This is a genomic window from Duganella sp. GW821-FHT07G03 (assembly GCF_059418605.1).
Window position 1 is genome coordinate 131916 of sequence record NZ_JBWKQE010000014.1, and the last position, 16911, is coordinate 148826.

The following is a 16911-nucleotide window of genomic DNA, read 5'->3' on the forward strand; positions in this document are numbered from 1 at the left end:
AGAGCTAGCGGTCTGCCTCCTGCTCCCGCGCCTCGTCGCGCAGAAAATCCGAGAACCACGTCAACGCCTCCTGCTCGGTGCGGGTAGGGCGCCAGCACATGTAGTAGGCGCCTTGCGTGGACAGCGTCTGGCTGAACGGGCTGACCAGGGTGCCGCGCCGCAGGTCGTCGCGGATCAGCGCCATGCGGCCCAGCGCGATGCCCTGGCCGTTCAACGCCGCCTGCATCAGCGCGTTGCTGTCGTCGATCAGCGGCCCGCGCAGCGCCAGCGACGGCGCCAAACCCGCCTGCTCGAACCAGCGCTCCCAGTCGTCGCAGCTGTCCTCGTGCAGCAGCGTGTAATGCGCCAGATCGCACGGCTCTAGCAACGGCGGGCCGTCCTTCAACATCGCCGGTGAACACACCGGCAGCAGCTCGGTGCCGAACAGGCGTTCGCACTCCACGCCCGGCCACTTGCCATCGCCCCAGCGTATCGCCAGGTCGATGCTGTCGCGTCCCAGGTCGGTGTGCATCACCGTATGCACCAGCCGCACCTCCAGCTGGCTATGCGCCGCCAGAAAACGGTCCAGTCTATGCACCAGCCAGCGCGAGCTGAAGGCTGGCGTCACCGCCACCGTCAGCCGCTTGCGCGCGCGTCCCTCACCCTGCGCCAACTGCGCCAGCACACGGTCGATGCGGCCGAAGGCGTCGACCAGGCTGCGTTGCAAAATCGCCCCCTCGCCGGTCAGCGTGATGGCCCGCGTCATGCGCTTGAACAGCTTGATCTGCAGCGCGTCTTCCAGCGTCTTGATCTGGTGGCTGACCGCCGCCTGCGAGATGCACAACTCATCGGCGGCACGGGTAAAACTCATGTGCCGCGCCGTGACTTCAAACGTTTTCAACTGCCGCAACAGACTGGAAGAATGAACCAAGGCGCTCTCCATGCATGAATTTTTCTAATGTATCGCATGCATACTGATCATTTGTCAATGTTATTTCGCTCCTACAAGATGGGGTATCCCACCTCGATCAACAGGAAACGACATGGCACCTGGAAAACCCTTTATCCACCCCTACATCCCCAACTCGGTGCCCGCCGTGCGCGACGCCATGTTGCGCGCCGTGGGGGCCACCAGCACCGAAGACTTCTTCGCCGACATCCCCGCCGCCCTGCGCATGCAGGCGCCGCTGGCGATCGCCGCGCCGCACCTGTCGGAGGCGCGTCTCAAGCGCCACGTGGACGGCCTGCTGCGCAAGAACAGCCACTGCGCCGGGCAGCTCAGCTTCCTGGGCGGCGGCTGCTACCAGCACCACGTGCCGGCCGTCTGCGACGAGATCAACGGCCGCAGCGAGTTCGCCACCGCCTACGCCGGCGAGCCGTATGACGATCATGGCCGCTTCCAGTCGTTGTTCGAATACTGCAGCATGATGGGCGCGCTGCTGGAGATGGACGTGGTCAACGTGCCGGTGTACGACGGCATGCAGGCCGCCGCCACTGCCGTGCGCATGGCGGGCCGCCACACCGGCCGCCGCCGCGTCGTCGTGGCCGGCCACGTCAACCCGGACAAGCTGTCGATGATGAACACCTACGGCCGCGCCGATCTCGATTTCATCACCGCGCCCTTCGATCCGAAAACCGGCCTGCTCGACCTGGCCACCGTGAAGCAGCTGCTCGACCACGACACCGCCGCGCTTTACGTCGACATCCCGTCCTTCCTCGGCACCATCGATGACGGCGCCGCGCTGGCCGCCGCCGCGCATGCGGTGGGCGCGCTGTTCGTGGTCGGCGTCGATCCGGTGTCGCTGGGCGTGCTGGCGCCGCCGTCCAACTACGGCGCCGACATCGTCTGCGGCGACATTCAGCCGCTCGGTATGCACATGAACTACGGCGGCGGCCAGGGCGGCTTCATCGCCAGCCACGACGATCCCGCCATCGTCATGCAGTATCCATCGCGGCTGTTCGGCATTGTGCCGACCAGCGTGCCGGGCGAGTACGGCTTCGGCGACGTCGCCTACAGCCGCACCTCGTTCGACAAGCGCGAGAACGGCAATGAATTCGTCGGCACCGCCGCCGCGCTGTGGGGCATCACGGCCGGCGTCTACCTCGCGCTGATGGGCCCACAAGGCATGACAGAACTGGCCACCGGCGTCGCCCAGCGCACCGCCTACGCCAGGCAGCGCATGGCGCGCCTGCCCGGCGTGCGCGTCACGCACGCGGGCAGCTGCCACTTCCGCGAGTTCGTCGTCAACTTCGACGACACCGGCCTGCCGGTTGCCGCCATCAACGCCGCCTTGCTGCAACAGGGCGTCTTCGGTGGCCATGACCTGAGCGCCGCCTTCCCCGCGCTGGGCCAGTCGGCCCTGTACGCCTTTTCCGAAGTCCACACGCAGGAAGATATCGACCTGCTGTGCGCAACGCTAGAGAAAGTCCTCAACCAATGAACGTCATGGATAACATCGCCCACCACCGCAAACAGCAGATGCGCCGCTACCATCAGGCGCGCTGGGACGAACCCGTCATCTTTGAACTGAGCCAACCCGGCGAACGCGGCATCCTGGTGCCGGAAGTGGAGCCGGACATCGTGCGCGCCGCAGGCCAGCCGCTGGCCGGCCTGCCCGCCGCCATGCTGCGCCAGACCGCGCCGGCGCTGCCGGAGATGTCGCAGAACCGCGTGCTGCGCCACTACCTGCGCCTGTCGCAGGAGACGCTGGGCGCCGATCTGAATGTCGACGTCGGGCAGGGCACCTGCACCATGAAGTACAACCCCAAGATCAACGACCAGCTGGCGCGCCAGCCCGGCATGGCGGAGCTGCATCCGCGCCAGGCCGACAGCACCGTGCAAGGCATGCTGGAGGTAATGGACAAGCTGGAAGGCGTGCTGCGCGAAGTGTCCGGCATGGATGCCGTATCGTTGCAGGCGCGCGGCGGATCGCAAGCCATCTTCGCCAACATGGCGATGGTGCGCGCCTGGCACGAGAGCCGTGGCGAAGCAGGCCGGCGCGATGAAGTCATTACCACCATTTTTTCGCATCCGTCGGACGCGGCCTGCGCCAAGCTGGCCGGGTACAAGGTCATCACGCTCTACCCGGACGCCAACGGCTACCCGGACCTGGCCGCCCTGAAAGCGGCAGTGTCGCCGCGCACTGCCGCACTGGTCATCACCAACCCGGAGGACACCGGTATCTTCAACGGCCGTATCCGCGAATTCGTCGACGTGGTGCATGCGGCCGGCGGCTTGTGCGTGTACGACCAGGCCAACGCCAACGGCCTGCTGGGCATCGCCCGCGCGCGTGAAGCCGGTTTCGACCTGTGCCACTTCAACCTGCACAAGACCTTCGCCACGCCGCACGCCTGCGGTGGCCCTGCGGTCGGCGCGGTGTGCTGCACGGCGGCGCTGGCGCCGTTCCTGCCTGGCCCGCTGGTGCGCCACGAGGATGGCCGCTACACCCTGGTGGATGGCGCGGCGCAATCGATCGGCAAGATCAGCAGCTTCACCGGCACCGCCTCCATCATGCTGCGCGCCTATGCGTGGATCATGAACCTGGGCGCCGAAGGTTTGCGCACCGTGTCCGAGATCGCGGTCCTCAACAACAACTACATGATGCACGAGCTGCTGAAGATCGACGGCATGTCCGCGCCCTACGCGGCAGGCAAGCGCCGTATCGAGCAGGTGCGCTACAGCTGGGCGGGCCTGACCGAGGCCACCGGCGTGACGTCGGAAGAAATCGGCCTGCGCGCCGCCGACTTTGGCGTGCATTACTGGACCAGCCATCATCCCTACGTGGTGCCGGAGCCGGCCACCATCGAGCCGACCGAATCCTACTCCCGCGCCGATCTCGATGAATTCATCGGCGTGATGCGCCACATCGCCGGCGAGGCGCACAGCGATCCGGATCTGGTCAAGACCGCGCCGCACAACTGTCCGGTGCACCGCGTGCAGGGCGAGATGCTGGACGATCCGGAGCGCTGGTCCATCACCTGGCGCGCCTATCAACGCAAGCTGGGCGAGCGCGGACTGGCATGAAGATCGGGCTGGTGGTCAATCCCTGGGCCGGCATCGGCGGCCCCGCCGGCCTCAAAGGCTCGGACGGCGCCCACAGCGTGCAGGCCGCGCTGGGGTCCGGCGTCCTGCCTCAGGTGGGCGCACGCCTTGCCGTCATGTTCGGGGTCTGCGGCAGCGCGGCGCACGCCGTCAACTGGTACACGGCCGATGGCGACATGGGCTTGCACGCTTTGCACGCGGCGGGCTTGCAGGCCAGCGCCGTGGTGCCGGTTGCGTCGCCATCGCAGGCTGCGGATACGCGCCGCGCCAGCTGCATCCTGGCTGGCATGGGGATAGACCTGCTGCTGTTCGCCGGCGGCGACGGCACCGCGCGCGATGTGCTGGATGGCCTGCGCGATGCCGGTGCGATGGCCACCTTGCCGGTGCTGGGCGTGCCGGCCGGCGTGAAGATGCAGTCGGCGGTATTCGCCAACCATCCAACCGCCGCCGGGCTGTTGCTGCGCCAGTTGCAGCAAAACGGCCTGGCCATCTGCAGTGACGCCGAAGTGATGGACCTCGACGAGGACGCACTTCGGCGCGACCAGATCGTGCCGCGCCTGTACGGCTACCTGCAACTGCCGCTGGCGCCTTCGCTGACGCAGGGCGGCAAGTCACGCCATGCGAGCGGCAGCGGCGCGCAGCGCATGGCCATCGCCCGCAGCTTTGCGGAAGGGATGGAAGCGCGCTCGCTGTACCTGATCGGCCCCGGCTCGACCACGCAAGCCTTGCTGTCGCTGCTGGGCGTGGACGGCACCTTGCTGGGCGTGGATGCGGTGCTGGGCGACGGCACGCTGCTGGCGCGCGACGCCTCGCGCCGCGAGCTGGAAGACCTGGTCGGCAACTGGCAATCGCCCCCGCATCTGGTGCTGTCGCCGATCGGTGGACAGGGGCTGGTGCTGGGACGCGGCAACCAGCAGATTTCACCGCGCCTGCTGCGCGCGGCCGGCAGGCGCGGGCTGCATGTGCTGGCGCCGCAGGACAAGCTGATGTCGCTGTACGGCGGCGTGCTGCGCATCGACAGCGGCGACGCGGAACTCGATGCGCAATTCAATGGGTATTTGCCGGTGACGACCGGCTACCGGGAGCAGACCATGTGGCCGGTCTCGGTGTAGCGGCAGCAAAGCAAGGCAACAACATAACGATAACTATCTGGAGATTCCAAATGAGACAAAGAACCGGGTTGACCCTTTCGGTCGCCACCCTGGCCCAGCTGGCGGCCATGCACGGCGCCCAGGCGCAAACAGCGCCCGAACCCATACAGGAGGTGGTCGTCACCGGCACCACTGCCAAAAACCGCACCAAGCTGGAATCCTCGGTCGCCATTACGACCGTGGACCTGGCCAAGCTGGAGAAGCTCGCGCCGCATAGTCTGGCCGATTCGCTGCAACAGGTGCCAGGCCTGTGGGTCGAGGCATCCGGTGGCGAGGTGTCGAACAACGTTTCGCCACGCGGCTTGAGCGGCGGCGCCGCCTTCCAGTTCATCAGCCTCCAGGAAGACGGCCTGCCGGTGATCTACGACGGCGAACTGGTGGACGTGTTGATGCGCGAGGACGTCACCATCAAGCGCTTTGAAGCGATCCGCGGCGGCACCTCGGCCATCCTGTCCACCAACGGCCCGGCGGCCATCGTCAACTTCATCAGCCAGAAGGGCACGCAAACGCCGCAGGGCGAGGCCAAGGTCACTATCGGCGACTACGGCATGGTGCGCACCGAAGGCGTGTATTCGGGCCCGATCAACGATGACTGGACCTACGCGGCCGGCGGCTACTATCGCGAAGGCAAGGGCGTGCGCCCGATCGGCATCACCGCCGATCATGGCGGCCAACTGCGCGTGAACCTGACGCGCAAGCTTGAACGCGGGGAGCTGACGCTGTCGGCCAAGTACGTCAACGACCATAACACCTTCTACCTGCCTATCCCGCTGACCAATCCCGGCAACCCGACCGGCGTGCCGGGCGTGAATCCGCATTACGGCTCGCTGGACGGCCCGGACCTGGCGCGCATCACCAACCAGACCACCAACGGCCCCGTGACCACCGACCTCCATACCGGCTTCCACGTGCTGGCCAAGGTGATCGGCGCGGACCTGCAGCATGAACTGGGCGGCGACTGGTCGTTCCGCAACAACGCCCGCTACACCCGCTACGACGTGTCGCCGCAGTCGGTGTTCAATGGCCCGAACAGCTATCTGGTCCGCGCCAGCAATCGGCTCGATCCGGCGCAATCGAGCGACGTCGCCGCGCTGCTCAAGCGCTTCGGCGGCACCGCCAAACTGGCGTACGCCGGCACCGGTCAGCTGATCAACGATCCGTCCACCCTGAACGGCAACGGTTTCACCACCGACGCCGTGGCCGAGACGCGTTTCCGCTCCCTGGGCCACTTCATCGACAAGCTGTCGGTGACGAAGGAGAACGACAAGAACAGCTTCACCGCCGGCATCCTGTTCGCCGCGCAAAAGCTGTATGACGATTCCGACTACGGCGCCCGCATCATCACCGACGTGCGCGACCAACCGAGCCGGCTCGATATCGTCGCCGTCGATGCCAACAACAAGATCCTCGGCTACCTGTCGGACAAGGGCGTGCTGCGCAACGGCTACTTCTACGAACGCCACCAAGGCGATATGAAGTCGATGTCGTACTTCGTCAACGACGAATGGAAGGTCAGTAACAAGCTGCGCCTCGACGCCGGCGTGCGCTACGAAGTGGCCCGCTACGACGTGCAGGACGAAGGCGTGCTGGCGGCCGGCGATGATCTGCCGGGCGACAACCTGACCGAAGGCGCCATCATCCCCGGCGCCTTCAATGCGGACGGCACCGACAAGGACAACATCATCGCCAACAACTACATGCGCCGCGCCGGCACCGGCGTGTGGACGCGCAAGCAGAAGACGATCAAGGAAGCCTCGTACACGGCGGGCTTCAACTACGCCTTCAACGACCACGTGGCCACGTATGGCCGCTACGCCAGCGGCACCAACATGCCGACCCTGTACAGCGCCGACAGCTTCGTCGACGGTGCCAGCCGGCTCAGTTTCACCGAGGCGGGCGTACGCTACATCTCGCCGTTCTGGACCACGTCGGCCACGGTGTTCCACACCAAGTTCGACAATCTGTCTTTCGGCGAAACCAACCAGGCCACGGGCGACTTCCGCCAGGTGTTCGTCAAGACGCTGTCGACCGGGATTGAGCTGGAGGGCATTATCAATCCGTTCAAGCAGTTCTCGCTGGAGTACGTGGCCACCTTGCAGAAGGCCACTATCAACGGCATCGATCCGAACGCGGAAGAGGCCAAGCAAAACGGCAACCAGGTGATGCGCACGCCGAACACGCAGGTGCGCCTGATCCCGACGGTGCATTTCGGCTTCGGCGATGTGTTCCTGGTCTACAGCCATATCGGCAAACGCTTCGCCGACTTCGAGAACGCGCTGGCGCTGCCTGCCTATCACGTGATCGACATGGGCGCGGAGATCAAGATCGACAAGAAGTGGAAGCTGAACCTGAAAGTGAACAACGTGACCAACTCGATCGGCCTGACCGAGGGCAATCCACGCAGCGGCTTTAACCAAAGTTCGAACGGTAGTCTGTTCTACGCTCGACCTATCCTGGGGCGCAACGCCACGGCCTCGCTGTCGTATCGCTTCTGATGCACCAGGGCCGGGCGCCATAAACGCCCGGCCTCATCGTGTTACCCTTCCTGACAACTCGTTTTCATTCCCGCCTATGTCCTCATCTGTTCGCAACCTGCTGCTGATTGCGGCATGCACCGCCGCCTGGGCCGCGCATGCGCAGCCTTCCATCAATCGATACGGAACCCCGACCGCCGCGCGCGATTTCGATGCCGAGCAAAACCAGCGCTTCAATCCCATGTTCGACGCCGGCAGCTGGCACGGTTACCTGCTGCCCGATGTGCCGGCGCTGGCCGGCACCTTCAGCGGCCCGCTGGTGATCGCCGAGGAGTACAGCCTGTACATCGCCTCCGCGCTGGAGCGGCTGGACCTGGGCGATCGCCGCACGGGCCGCAGCTTCCGGCCGGAGCAAGCCCGCTGGACCAGCGCCGCACGACCCGGCGTGTTGAGTCAGCGGTTGGTGTGGCCGGGATTGCAGTTGGACGTGGATCTGCATTTTGTCAGTGCCAGCAGCGCGCTGGTGCGCTACCGCTTGCGCAATACGTCCGGCAAGGCGCTCTCGCTGAAGGCGCACTGGCAGGGCGACCTGATGGCGCAGTGGGGCAAGGACGGCACGGTGGCCGAGCGCCAGCCCGCTTGGAAGCCGCAGCTGGTGCAGGATGCTGGCGGCGTCAGTGTCACCTTCGGCAAGGTGCGCGATGCCGGCAACGTGATGACCAGCGGCCGCTCGCGTTACCGCATCGAGCGCAGCGTGCGCGCGCGGGACAGCGTGGGTAGCCAGCACTACGACAGCAGCGCCGACTTGCCGCTGCTGGGCGCCGGCCGACAGCAAACGATCTACAGCGCCTACAGTTATCAACTGGACGACACGGATGCTGCCTCGGCACGTGCGGCCTCGCTGCTGTCCAGCCCCGCGCGCGTCGAGCAGGCGATTGCGGCAAACGAGCGCCGTTGGGCCGCGTGGCAGACCAAGCTTCCAGCATCCACCCTCGGCACCAAGGCGCTGGAAACCCTGATCGGCAACTGGCGCGCGCCGCGCGGCGCCTTCCGTCATGACGCGATGGTGCCGTCCACCACGGCGCGCTGGTTCAACGGCGCCTGGACCTGGGACACGTGGAAGCAGGCCTACGCGCTGGCGGCCATCGATCCCGCGTTGGCCGCCAACACGGTGCGCTCGCTGTTCGATTACCAGATACAGGCCAGCGACGCGGTGCGGCCTCAAGACGAGGGCATGGTGCCCGACAACGTCTTCTACAACATGGACGCCGCACGTGGCGGCGATGGCGACAACTGGAACGAGCGCGATACCAAGCCGCCGCTGGCCGCGTGGACCGTATGGGAAATCTACCGCCAGTCCCACAATCGCGCGTGGCTGCAAGAGATGCTGCCCAAGCTGGAGGCCTATCATCGCTGGTGGTATCGCAACCGCGACCACGATCACAACGGCCTGGCCGAATACGGCGCAACCGTACACCCGCTGCACAACGACGACGCGGGCCAGTTGCGCTTCCGCGTCAAGCCGTTGTCGCCGGCGCCGCTCGACGGCTGCGGGGCGGAGCAGGGCGGCATGCGCGATTGTCTCGGCCTCGCCGCCTACAGCCGCATCGTCGATGCCGGCCAGTACGCGGCCATTGAACTGCCGGTGCAGCAAGCGGCAGGCTACGAATCGGGCATGGACAATGCGGCGCGCTTCGGCTTCATCGAACCCGCCGCCCTGCAGCGCTATGCGGACAAGGTCCACGGCGGCGACCTGGCCGCCGCGCGACGCGACTGGCAAGTGCGCGTCGTCGAGAACCGCGACAACCAAGGCAAGCTGCTGGGCTACTCCATCGACCAGGAGTCGGTGGACCTGAACGCCTTCCTCTATCGCGAAAAGCTGATCCTGGCGGACATCGCGCAGGCATTGGGCGACCAAACCGCAGTACGCGCCTGGCGCGAACAGGCGGCGCATCTTCGTGAGCAGATCAACGCCAGCTTCTTCGATCCCGCCAGCGGCTTTTACTACGACCGCAAACTGGGCGGAACACTGCTGACCATGCGCGGACGCGGCCCCGAAGGCTGGACCGCGCTATGGGCTGGCGCCGCCGAACAGCGGCAGGCAGACGCAGTGATCGCGAAGATGCTGGACCCGGCCGAATTCGGCACCCCCGTCCCGATGCCGACGGCCGCCGTCTCCAATCCATCCTACGATCCAGAAATCTACTGGCGCGGCAGGGTGTGGCTGGACCAGGTCTACTTCGGCGCGGCCGGCCTGCGCAACTACGGTCACGCTGCGGAAGCCGACGCCATCGCCAAACGCTTCACGACCGGTGCGGAAGGCCTGCAAGGCGACGCGCCGATACGGGAGAATTACCACCCCATCACCGGCCGCATGCAGGGCGCGACGAACTTCAGCTGGAGCGCCGCGCACCTGCTGATGCTGGCGCGGGATGCGGAACCTCGGAAGTGACAACAAGGCCGCGCTCATACAGGCGGTACTTCCACAACGCCCATCCCAGGAACAGCACCACGCCGCCCACGTTGTAGCCCAGCGTGAGCAGCAGGTTCTGGCCGGCCGGGAAAATGGCGGCGATGAAGGCGATGCCAAAGAACGCCAGCAGCACACTGGTAATCGCCAAACCGACGACGCGCGATCCCATGCGGAAGTCGCGCGGAAGATGGTCCAGTTTCAGGCGCAGGTGGAAGTAGGCCGCCATGATGATCAGCGGCGGCAGCAACGCGGTGGCCGCCGTCATGTTGATCACCACGTTGAGCAGCTGGTTCACATTGGACGACCCCAGCGCCGGTATCACCAGCAGCGGCACCACCACGCAAAACTGTATCCACGCGGCGCGCTCCGGCATGTCATGACGGTTCAAGGCGATGGCGCGCTCGCCGAAGATGCCTTTCGGGATCTCCGAGAACAGCGCCTTGACCGGCGCGGCGGTCCACACCATCAAGGTGCCGAAGGAACCGAGCAGCATCACCGCGCCGACCAAACGGTTCAGCAGCATCGGCGACACCTGGTGGTGCGTGCCCAACGCGCCGAACACCTGGAACACGCCGGAGGTGTAGCTCAACCTGGAAGCGGGCACATACAGGTTCAACACCAGCGCCGACACCGAATACAGCACGCCGATCAACAGGCCTGCAAAAACGATGGTGCGCACAAAAGTCCTGGCGCCGCCCCGCACATCGTTCAAGAACACGCCCACCGACTCGGCGCCGCCGGCGGCAAACAGTATCCAGGCCATGACGCCCATGAAGCCCCAGCTGAACGTCGGCGTCATCGCGGCGGCGGTGATGGGCGTGGCGGGGGCCACGCCACCCATCCAGTCGGCCAGGCTCAATCCTACGAAGCCGAACGCCATCAACAGCACCAGCGAACTGCCGATGGATGTCACGCGGCCCACCCATGTCGCGCCTTTGGTGGAGACCCAGGTGGCAAAGGCAAACAGCATGATCGACAGCAGCACCGTCACCAGCGACGAGAACTGGTATTCATAGCCCAGCCACGCATACGACGAATACACCAGGATATTGGGCAGCACCGACGTGAAGTAGAACAGGTTCACGAACCAGTAGCAGTAGGCGCCGACGAAGGCCCACTTGTCTCCCATCGACGAGCGTATCCACTGGTAGATGCCGGACTTGGCGTCCTTGTTCAAGCTGACGAATTCCGCGATGATCAGCACGTAGGGTATGAAGAAGGTCGCCGTCGCGAACAGGAAGGACGGCACCGCCACCATGCCGATGGCGATATTGCTGTTGACGACATTGCGGATGTTGAAGATCGCCGCCACCGCCATCGACAGCAGCATGAAGCGGCCGATTTGCGCGTTACTCGAAATAGCCATGTCAGCTCACTTGTTGTGGAAAGTCGCACCTTCTATCGTCACCATCAGCACCATTTTGCGCAGATGATCGGAGCCCAGCGGCCGGTAGGCGTAGTCGTTGTCGAAGATCAGCAGCTGGCCCGCGCTGGCGGTGTGGCGATGGGCGTCATCGCCGCTGAAGGTCTCGCGGTCGGTTTCGTCGCTGTAGGCCGCAAGGCGGGCCAGTGACGGCTTGGCCGCATACGCAATGGTCTCGCTGCCGGACAGGTAGTAGTGCATCTCGACGTAGCGGCGGTTGCCGGTGAAGCTGGACGCCGCGGCGGCCGGGCCGTCCACCAGACGGTAGACCAGCGAGTCGCCGATGGAGTGGCACACGCCGGGCTTCAGCCTTGGCAGGTTGGCGATGGCCTCGATGCAGCGCTGCCACTTGCGTGCGGAGTGGTAGCGCTGGCGGAATTCGTCCACGCTGTTCAGGATAATCACAGGCGGTCCTCCCCGTTCAGCGGCGATAAATCCACGCTGTAGCTGAACGCCTCCAGGTAGACCCGGTACGAATCGAGCACCTCGGAGCCCCAGGAATTGGAACCGAGCCCGCTCATCCTGTGATCGAGGTTGACGGTCCAGAAGTCTTCTTCTCGCAATTCGTTGTCGTGTCGCGTGGCGGCGATCTGCGCGGCGCTGTAAGGCCATACGCTGAAGTGGATGCCTTGCGGCGCCTGGATCAGCAGGCCCTTGCCATGGCGGTCGCGCATCGAAGCCCACGTCACGTCCTGGCGGTTGCCGTTGTCCTGCGGCTTGGGATAGTACTCGAACATGTCGGCCGCGCTGCTGCGGTAACGGTCGACGATGCTGCAGGCCTTGCTGTCCGGGTAGTTTTCGCCCGGGCCGCGGCCGAAGTATTCGACCTGGTCCAATTGGCGGTTCAAGCCCAGCGTCATGCCGATCTTGGGGATCATGTCGCGGAAGCCGCCGTAGGGCGTGCCGGATACGGTTAGCCGCAGCTTGCCGGCGCCATCGATGTGGTAGTGGTAGCGGCAGCGCATGCCGTAGCCGACTACCGGCGGCGCGATCTGGCAATCGACGATGATCTCCACCGCCGCGTCGCTGCGCCTGATCTCCATGCCGCGCAGGTGTTCCTGCATGATGTCCAGGTGCTGCGGCAGCCACAGGGCCTCGTTCTCCTGCTTGTGGTTGTCGATGCAGGGTTTGTAGAACGTCAGCTGCGGCGGGCGCGCGAGCAGTGGCGTCCCATGCGCCACCCATTCCTGGAGCTTCCCTGTGAGCTTGCAGAACACCATGTGGAAGTCATGGCCGTCGATGCGGTATTCAAGGCGATGTTCGGTGAGTTTTGGCGCGGGTGAAGTGGCGGGCAGTGTGGTAGGCGAGGGCGTGGACGGCAGCGCGAACTGGTACACCGCCAGCTCGTGCTGCGGCGCGCTGTAGGCGGTGGCCTGGTCGCAGACCACGCGCACGTTCAGATAACGCTGGCCGCTGCCCGACGGTGGCTCGGGGATGCGAATCTCCTGTTTCTGGCCGGGCGGCAGCGGCGACAGCGGCACGCGCTGCAAACGGAGCGACTCGCCATCGGCCTTGGTTTCGATCAGCAGCGTGAGGCAATCGAGGCTGCTGAACCAGTGGCGGTTCTCCACTTCCAGCCTGCCGGCGGCGGCGTCAATGGCACGCACCTTCACCGGCGCGATCACCTGCTTGTATTCGCGCAGGCCGGGGCCGGGGCGCTGGTCCGGGTAGATCAGGCCATCGCAGCAGAAGTTGCCGCTGTTCGGATAGTCGCCGTAGTCGCCGCCGAAGGCGTAGAACGGCCGTCCCGCCACCTCCGGTTGCAGGATGGCGTGGTCGCACCATTCCCACAGGTAGTGGCCTTGCAGGTGCGGATGGCGGTCCATCACGGCCTGGTATTCGCTCAGGCCTCCCGGCCCGTTGCCCATCGCGTGCGCGTACTCGCACAGGATGCGCGGCTTGTCCATCGGGTACTCGCCGAAGGCATTCATCATCTGCACGCGCGAATACATGGTGCTGACCACGTCGCACACTTCGGCGTCGCGGTCTTCCTCGTAATGGATCAGGCGTGTCGGATCGATCTGGCGGCAGCGCGCGGCCATCGCGCGGATATTGCAGCCGTAGCCGGACTCGTTCCCCAGCGACCAGATGATGATGGACGGATGATTCTTCTGCGCGTGCACATGGCGCTCGATGCGGTCGACGAAGGCAGCTTCCCATGCCGGATCGTCGGTGATCTGACTGAGGTTGCCGACGTTGACGAAGCCGTGCGTTTCCAGGTCCGTCTCGGCCATGACGAACAGGCCGTACTGGTCGCACAGTTCGTAGAAACGCGGATCGTTGGGATAGTGGGCCGTACGCACCGAATTGATGTTGTGCTGCTTCATCAGCACGATGTCCTGCTCGACGCGCGCCATCGTCACGGCGCGGCCGCGCAGGTGGTCGTTGTCGTGGCGGTTCACGCCATGCAGCTTCAGATAGCGGCCGTTCACGTACATCAGGCCATCCTGCACGCTCACTTCGCGGAAGCCGACGCGCAGCGGCACCACTTCCAGCAGTTCGTCGCCGGCGTCGTACAGGCTGATTTCAAGGCGGTACAGGTAGGGATCTTCGGCGTTCCACTGGCGCGGGGCCGGCACGTCCACTTCCCAGTCCAGCGCCCGGCCGCCGCCTTGCTGCAACGGGCGCATGCCGTCGTACAGCGCCCAATCGATCCGGTAGCCATCCTGCGCCGACACCGTCAGCGCGCAGGACAGGCGCGCGTCGCGGCAGGCATCATCGAAGCGGGTCTGCACGCAGACGTCCTGCACGTGGAGGGCGCCTTTGCCTATCAGGTAGACATCGCGAAAAATGCCGGCGGTCCACCACATGTCCTGGTCTTCGAGATAGCTGGAATCGGCCCATTGCAGCACGCGCACGCTGAGCAGGTTCTCGCCATCCACCAGCAGCGCGGTGATGTCGAATTCCGCCGCCAGCCGGCTGCCCTTGCTCATGCCGGCGTAGCGGCCGTTGACGTGGATTTCGAAATAGGTTTCGACGCCGTCGAAGCGCAGGATCACGTCCTGGTCGCGCCACTCCGGGCCCAGCGTCCAGCGGCACTGGTAGGCGCCGGTGGGATTGGCCGATGGGACGTAGGGCGGATCGACCGGGAAGGGCATGCCGTCGTCGGTGTACTGCAACTTGCCGTGGCCTTGCAGCTGCCACATGCCGGGCACGTCGATGCTGCCCCAGTGCGCCATGTATTCGCTGTAGAACTGCGTCGGCACCTGCAGCGGGTGGCCGAAGAAGGCGAAGCGCCACTGCCCGCTCAGCGACAGGAAGCGGCGGCTGCGTTCACGCTCGAACGTGCGCGCCGCTTCGGCGTCGTCGTAGGCAAAGAAGTAGGCGTGCGGAGGCAGCCGGTGTTCCTCCAGCAGCTGGGGGTTCTCCCACTTGTTCACGGTTTATGCCGATCCGGCCAGGCCACCGCCGTCCACCACCAGCGCGTCGCCGGTGACAAAGGAAGCGCGATCCGATGCGAGGAACAGCACCGCGTGCGCGATCTCGCGCGGCTGGCCCACGCGCATCAGCGGCCGTCCCGCGCCCGCCGTCACCAACGCGGTTTCCTCAAGCCCCAGCTGCTGCGCTTCGTTGCGCAGCATGGGCGTATCGGTGTCGCCGGGGCAGACGCAGTTGACGCGGATGTTCTGCGGGCCGTGGTCCACCGCCATTGCCTTGGTCAGTATCACCACCGCGCCCTTGGAGGCGCAGTAGGACACGGCGTCCTTGCCGCCCACCAGGCCCCAGCCGGAAGCGGTGTTGATGATGCTGCCGCCGCCCTGCTGCTGCATCACCGGCACCGCGTGTTTGCACATCAGGAAAATCGACTTGACGTTGACCGCCATGACCTGGTCCCATTCCTGCTCGGTGGTGTCGATGACGTTGGCGCGGCGGGTGATGCCGGCGTTGTTGAACAGGACGTCGAGCCGGCCGTAGCGCGCCACCGCCGCCGCCACCGCCGCCGCGCAATCGGCCGCCACGGCGACGTCGGTGCGGATGAAGGAGGCGCGCGCGCCGGCCTCGATCAGCGCCGCCGCCGTCAGCTCGCCGGCCACGCCGTCGCGGTCGGCGATCAGCACGGTGGCGCCTTCGCGCGCAAACAATTCCGCCGTGGCGCGGCCGATGCCGGACGCGCCTCCCGTGATCAACGCCACCTTGCCTGCCAGTTCGCCTTGCTGATGCATGTGCTGTCTCCAATTTTATGGGTTATGCACTATGTTGCCCGCTTTTTGCCCAGGTTGACAAATGAATACTCTGCATGGCATGCATAAGCCCAGCTAATGCATGAAAGCCCACGGCGCGGAGCGGCAGGCATGCATGCAGTTGATGGATAGTCAGGCGGCGTTTTGGCCCGGACGGTCGACGATCACGCAGTCGCGGCCGGCGCGCTTGGCGGCGTACAGGCAGCTGTCGGCGGCGGCCAGCATGGTGGCCGCGTCACACAGGCGGTCCTTGTCGTAGGTGGCCACGCCGATGCTCATCGTCACGTGCGGGCGGTTGGCGGCCGGCGCGTGGGTGATCTCCAGCGCGGCGATGCGGGCGCGGATCGCTTCGGCGTGCTGGGCCGCCTGTTCCGGGCCGGTGTCCGGCAGCACGGCGGCGAACTCCTCGCCGCCGTAGCGCGCGGCCAGGTCGGCCGGGCGCTGCAGCATGGCGGCGAAGGCTTCCGCCACCAGGGTCAGGCAGGCGTCGCCCTGCTGGTGGCCGAAGTGGTCGTTATAGGCCTTGAAGGAATCGATGTCCATCAGCAGTAGCGACAGCTGGCCGTTGTTGCGCTGCGCCCGGCGCAGTTCGCGGTCCAGCGCGACGTCGAAGTGGCGGCGGTTGGCGATGCCGGTCAGGCCGTCCACATACGATTGCGCGCGCAGCGCCTCGGCCTGGCCGCGCAGCTGGCGCTCGCGGCCGACGGTGGTGCTGATGTCGCTCACCTCGATCAGGCAATAGCGTTCCTTGCCCTCGGTGAAAGGCGTGACCGACACCGCCTGTTCGACCCGTTCGCCGCCCCAGGTGCCGGTCGGGTACAGCGGGAAGGGCGAGCGGTTCAGCGCCGGCGACAGTTGTTGCGGCAGGTTGCTCTGCATCGCGCTCTGCACCGCCTGCTCCAGCCGCTGGCCGCGCAGCTCGGGGAACTGCTCGAACAGCTCGCTGCCCTGCACGCGGTGGGCGGACAGGCCGGAATGGCTGGCCAGCCACTGGTTCCACATGACGATGCGGCCGCTGGCGTCGAGCACCATCAGCCCCAGGTTGGCCAGCCCGAGCACGCGCCCGGACAGGTGGGCGTGGCTGCCGGCGGCAGGCGGGGTGACGGTGGTGTTTGCTTGCATGCGCTGTTTTCCTGGCGTGACGGGTAGTGACCTCGCGATTATAAGCGCAGTGGTGGCGGCGTCGCC

At 65.8% G+C, this 16911-nt stretch carries 11 protein-coding genes; 5 read left to right on the forward strand and 6 right to left on the reverse strand.

All coding sequences use genetic code 11. The features are described from left to right. Positions 1-4: 4 nt before the first annotated feature. Complete coding sequence (gcvA, locus tag AC07OK_RS18655) at positions 5-922, reverse strand: transcriptional regulator GcvA (protein WP_116993996.1); 918 nt, start codon at positions 920-922, stop codon at positions 5-7. A 100-nt stretch (positions 923-1022) separates the two neighbouring features. Between gcvA and gcvPA the strand changes: the two genes are divergently transcribed. The 5 genes from gcvPA (at position 1023) to ygjK (ending at position 10098) form a co-directional block, all read left to right on the forward strand. Next, entirely contained in the window at positions 1023-2420 is a 1398-nt protein-coding gene (gcvPA, locus tag AC07OK_RS18660; protein ID WP_494691700.1) for an aminomethyl-transferring glycine dehydrogenase subunit GcvPA, read from the forward strand. A 5-nt stretch (positions 2421-2425) separates the two neighbouring features. Then, positions 2426-4003: an aminomethyl-transferring glycine dehydrogenase subunit GcvPB gene (gene gcvPB, locus AC07OK_RS18665; protein WP_494691701.1), complete on the forward strand. Its 1578-nt coding sequence runs from the start codon at positions 2426-2428 to the stop codon at positions 4001-4003. Then, positions 4000-5133, forward strand: a complete 1134-nt coding sequence (locus AC07OK_RS18670; protein ID WP_494691702.1) for an ATP-NAD kinase family protein — start codon at positions 4000-4002, stop codon at positions 5131-5133. The genes gcvPB and AC07OK_RS18670 overlap by 4 nt, the downstream gene beginning before the upstream one ends. A gap of 50 nt (positions 5134-5183) precedes the next feature. Further along, positions 5184-7667: a TonB-dependent receptor gene (locus tag AC07OK_RS18675; protein WP_494691703.1), complete on the forward strand. Its 2484-nt coding sequence runs from the start codon at positions 5184-5186 to the stop codon at positions 7665-7667. Positions 7668-7743: 76 nt separating this feature from the next. Further along, entirely contained in the window at positions 7744-10098 is a 2355-nt protein-coding gene (gene ygjK / locus AC07OK_RS18680; RefSeq protein WP_494691704.1) for an alpha-glucosidase, read from the forward strand. On the opposite strand, the gene AC07OK_RS18685 is transcribed toward ygjK, so the two are convergent. From AC07OK_RS18685 to AC07OK_RS18705, 5 genes are all read right to left on the reverse strand, one after another. After that, positions 10040-11485 (reverse strand): amino acid permease, encoded by a 1446-nt coding sequence (locus tag AC07OK_RS18685; protein WP_494691705.1) that lies wholly within the window; start codon positions 11483-11485, stop codon positions 10040-10042. The genes ygjK and AC07OK_RS18685 overlap by 59 nt on opposite strands. A 6-nt stretch (positions 11486-11491) precedes the next feature. Continuing rightward, on the reverse strand, positions 11492-11947 hold the full coding sequence (locus tag AC07OK_RS18690) for a beta-galactosidase subunit beta (protein WP_494691706.1): 456 nt from the start codon (positions 11945-11947) through the stop codon (positions 11492-11494). Continuing rightward, complete coding sequence (ebgA, locus tag AC07OK_RS18695; protein ID WP_494691707.1) at positions 11944-14922, reverse strand: beta-galactosidase subunit alpha; 2979 nt, start codon at positions 14920-14922, stop codon at positions 11944-11946. The genes AC07OK_RS18690 and ebgA overlap by 4 nt, the downstream gene beginning before the upstream one ends. Positions 14923-14925: 3 nt before the next feature. Further along, positions 14926-15705: an SDR family NAD(P)-dependent oxidoreductase gene (locus AC07OK_RS18700; RefSeq protein ID WP_494691708.1), complete on the reverse strand. Its 780-nt coding sequence runs from the start codon at positions 15703-15705 to the stop codon at positions 14926-14928. Positions 15706-15855: 150 nt separating this feature from the next. Beyond that, the gene (locus AC07OK_RS18705; protein ID WP_494691709.1) at positions 15856-16845 is read right to left on the reverse strand and encodes a diguanylate cyclase; all 990 of its coding nucleotides are present in this window, start codon (positions 16843-16845) and stop codon (positions 15856-15858) included. Positions 16846-16911: the final 66 nt, after the last annotated feature.

What these genes read in the sequence shown, in the direction of transcription:
- gcvA (WP_116993996.1), bottom strand. Translation starts at nt 922, where the DNA reads ATGGAGAGCGCCTTGGTTCATTCTTCCAGTCTGTTGCGGCAGTTGAAA.
- gcvPA (WP_494691700.1), top strand. Translation starts at nt 1,023, where the DNA reads ATGGCACCTGGAAAACCCTTTATCCACCCCTACATCCCCAACTCGGTG.
- gcvPB (WP_494691701.1), top strand. Translation starts at nt 2,426, where the DNA reads ATGGATAACATCGCCCACCACCGCAAACAGCAGATGCGCCGCTACCAT.
- AC07OK_RS18670 (WP_494691702.1), top strand. Translation starts at nt 4,000, where the DNA reads ATGAAGATCGGGCTGGTGGTCAATCCCTGGGCCGGCATCGGCGGCCCC.
- AC07OK_RS18675 (WP_494691703.1), top strand. Translation starts at nt 5,184, where the DNA reads ATGAGACAAAGAACCGGGTTGACCCTTTCGGTCGCCACCCTGGCCCAG.
- ygjK (WP_494691704.1), top strand. Translation starts at nt 7,744, where the DNA reads ATGTCCTCATCTGTTCGCAACCTGCTGCTGATTGCGGCATGCACCGCC.
- AC07OK_RS18685 (WP_494691705.1), bottom strand. Translation starts at nt 11,485, where the DNA reads ATGGCTATTTCGAGTAACGCGCAAATCGGCCGCTTCATGCTGCTGTCG.
- AC07OK_RS18700 (WP_494691708.1), bottom strand. Translation starts at nt 15,705, where the DNA reads ATGCATCAGCAAGGCGAACTGGCAGGCAAGGTGGCGTTGATCACGGGA.
- AC07OK_RS18705 (WP_494691709.1), bottom strand. Translation starts at nt 16,845, where the DNA reads ATGCAAGCAAACACCACCGTCACCCCGCCTGCCGCCGGCAGCCACGCC.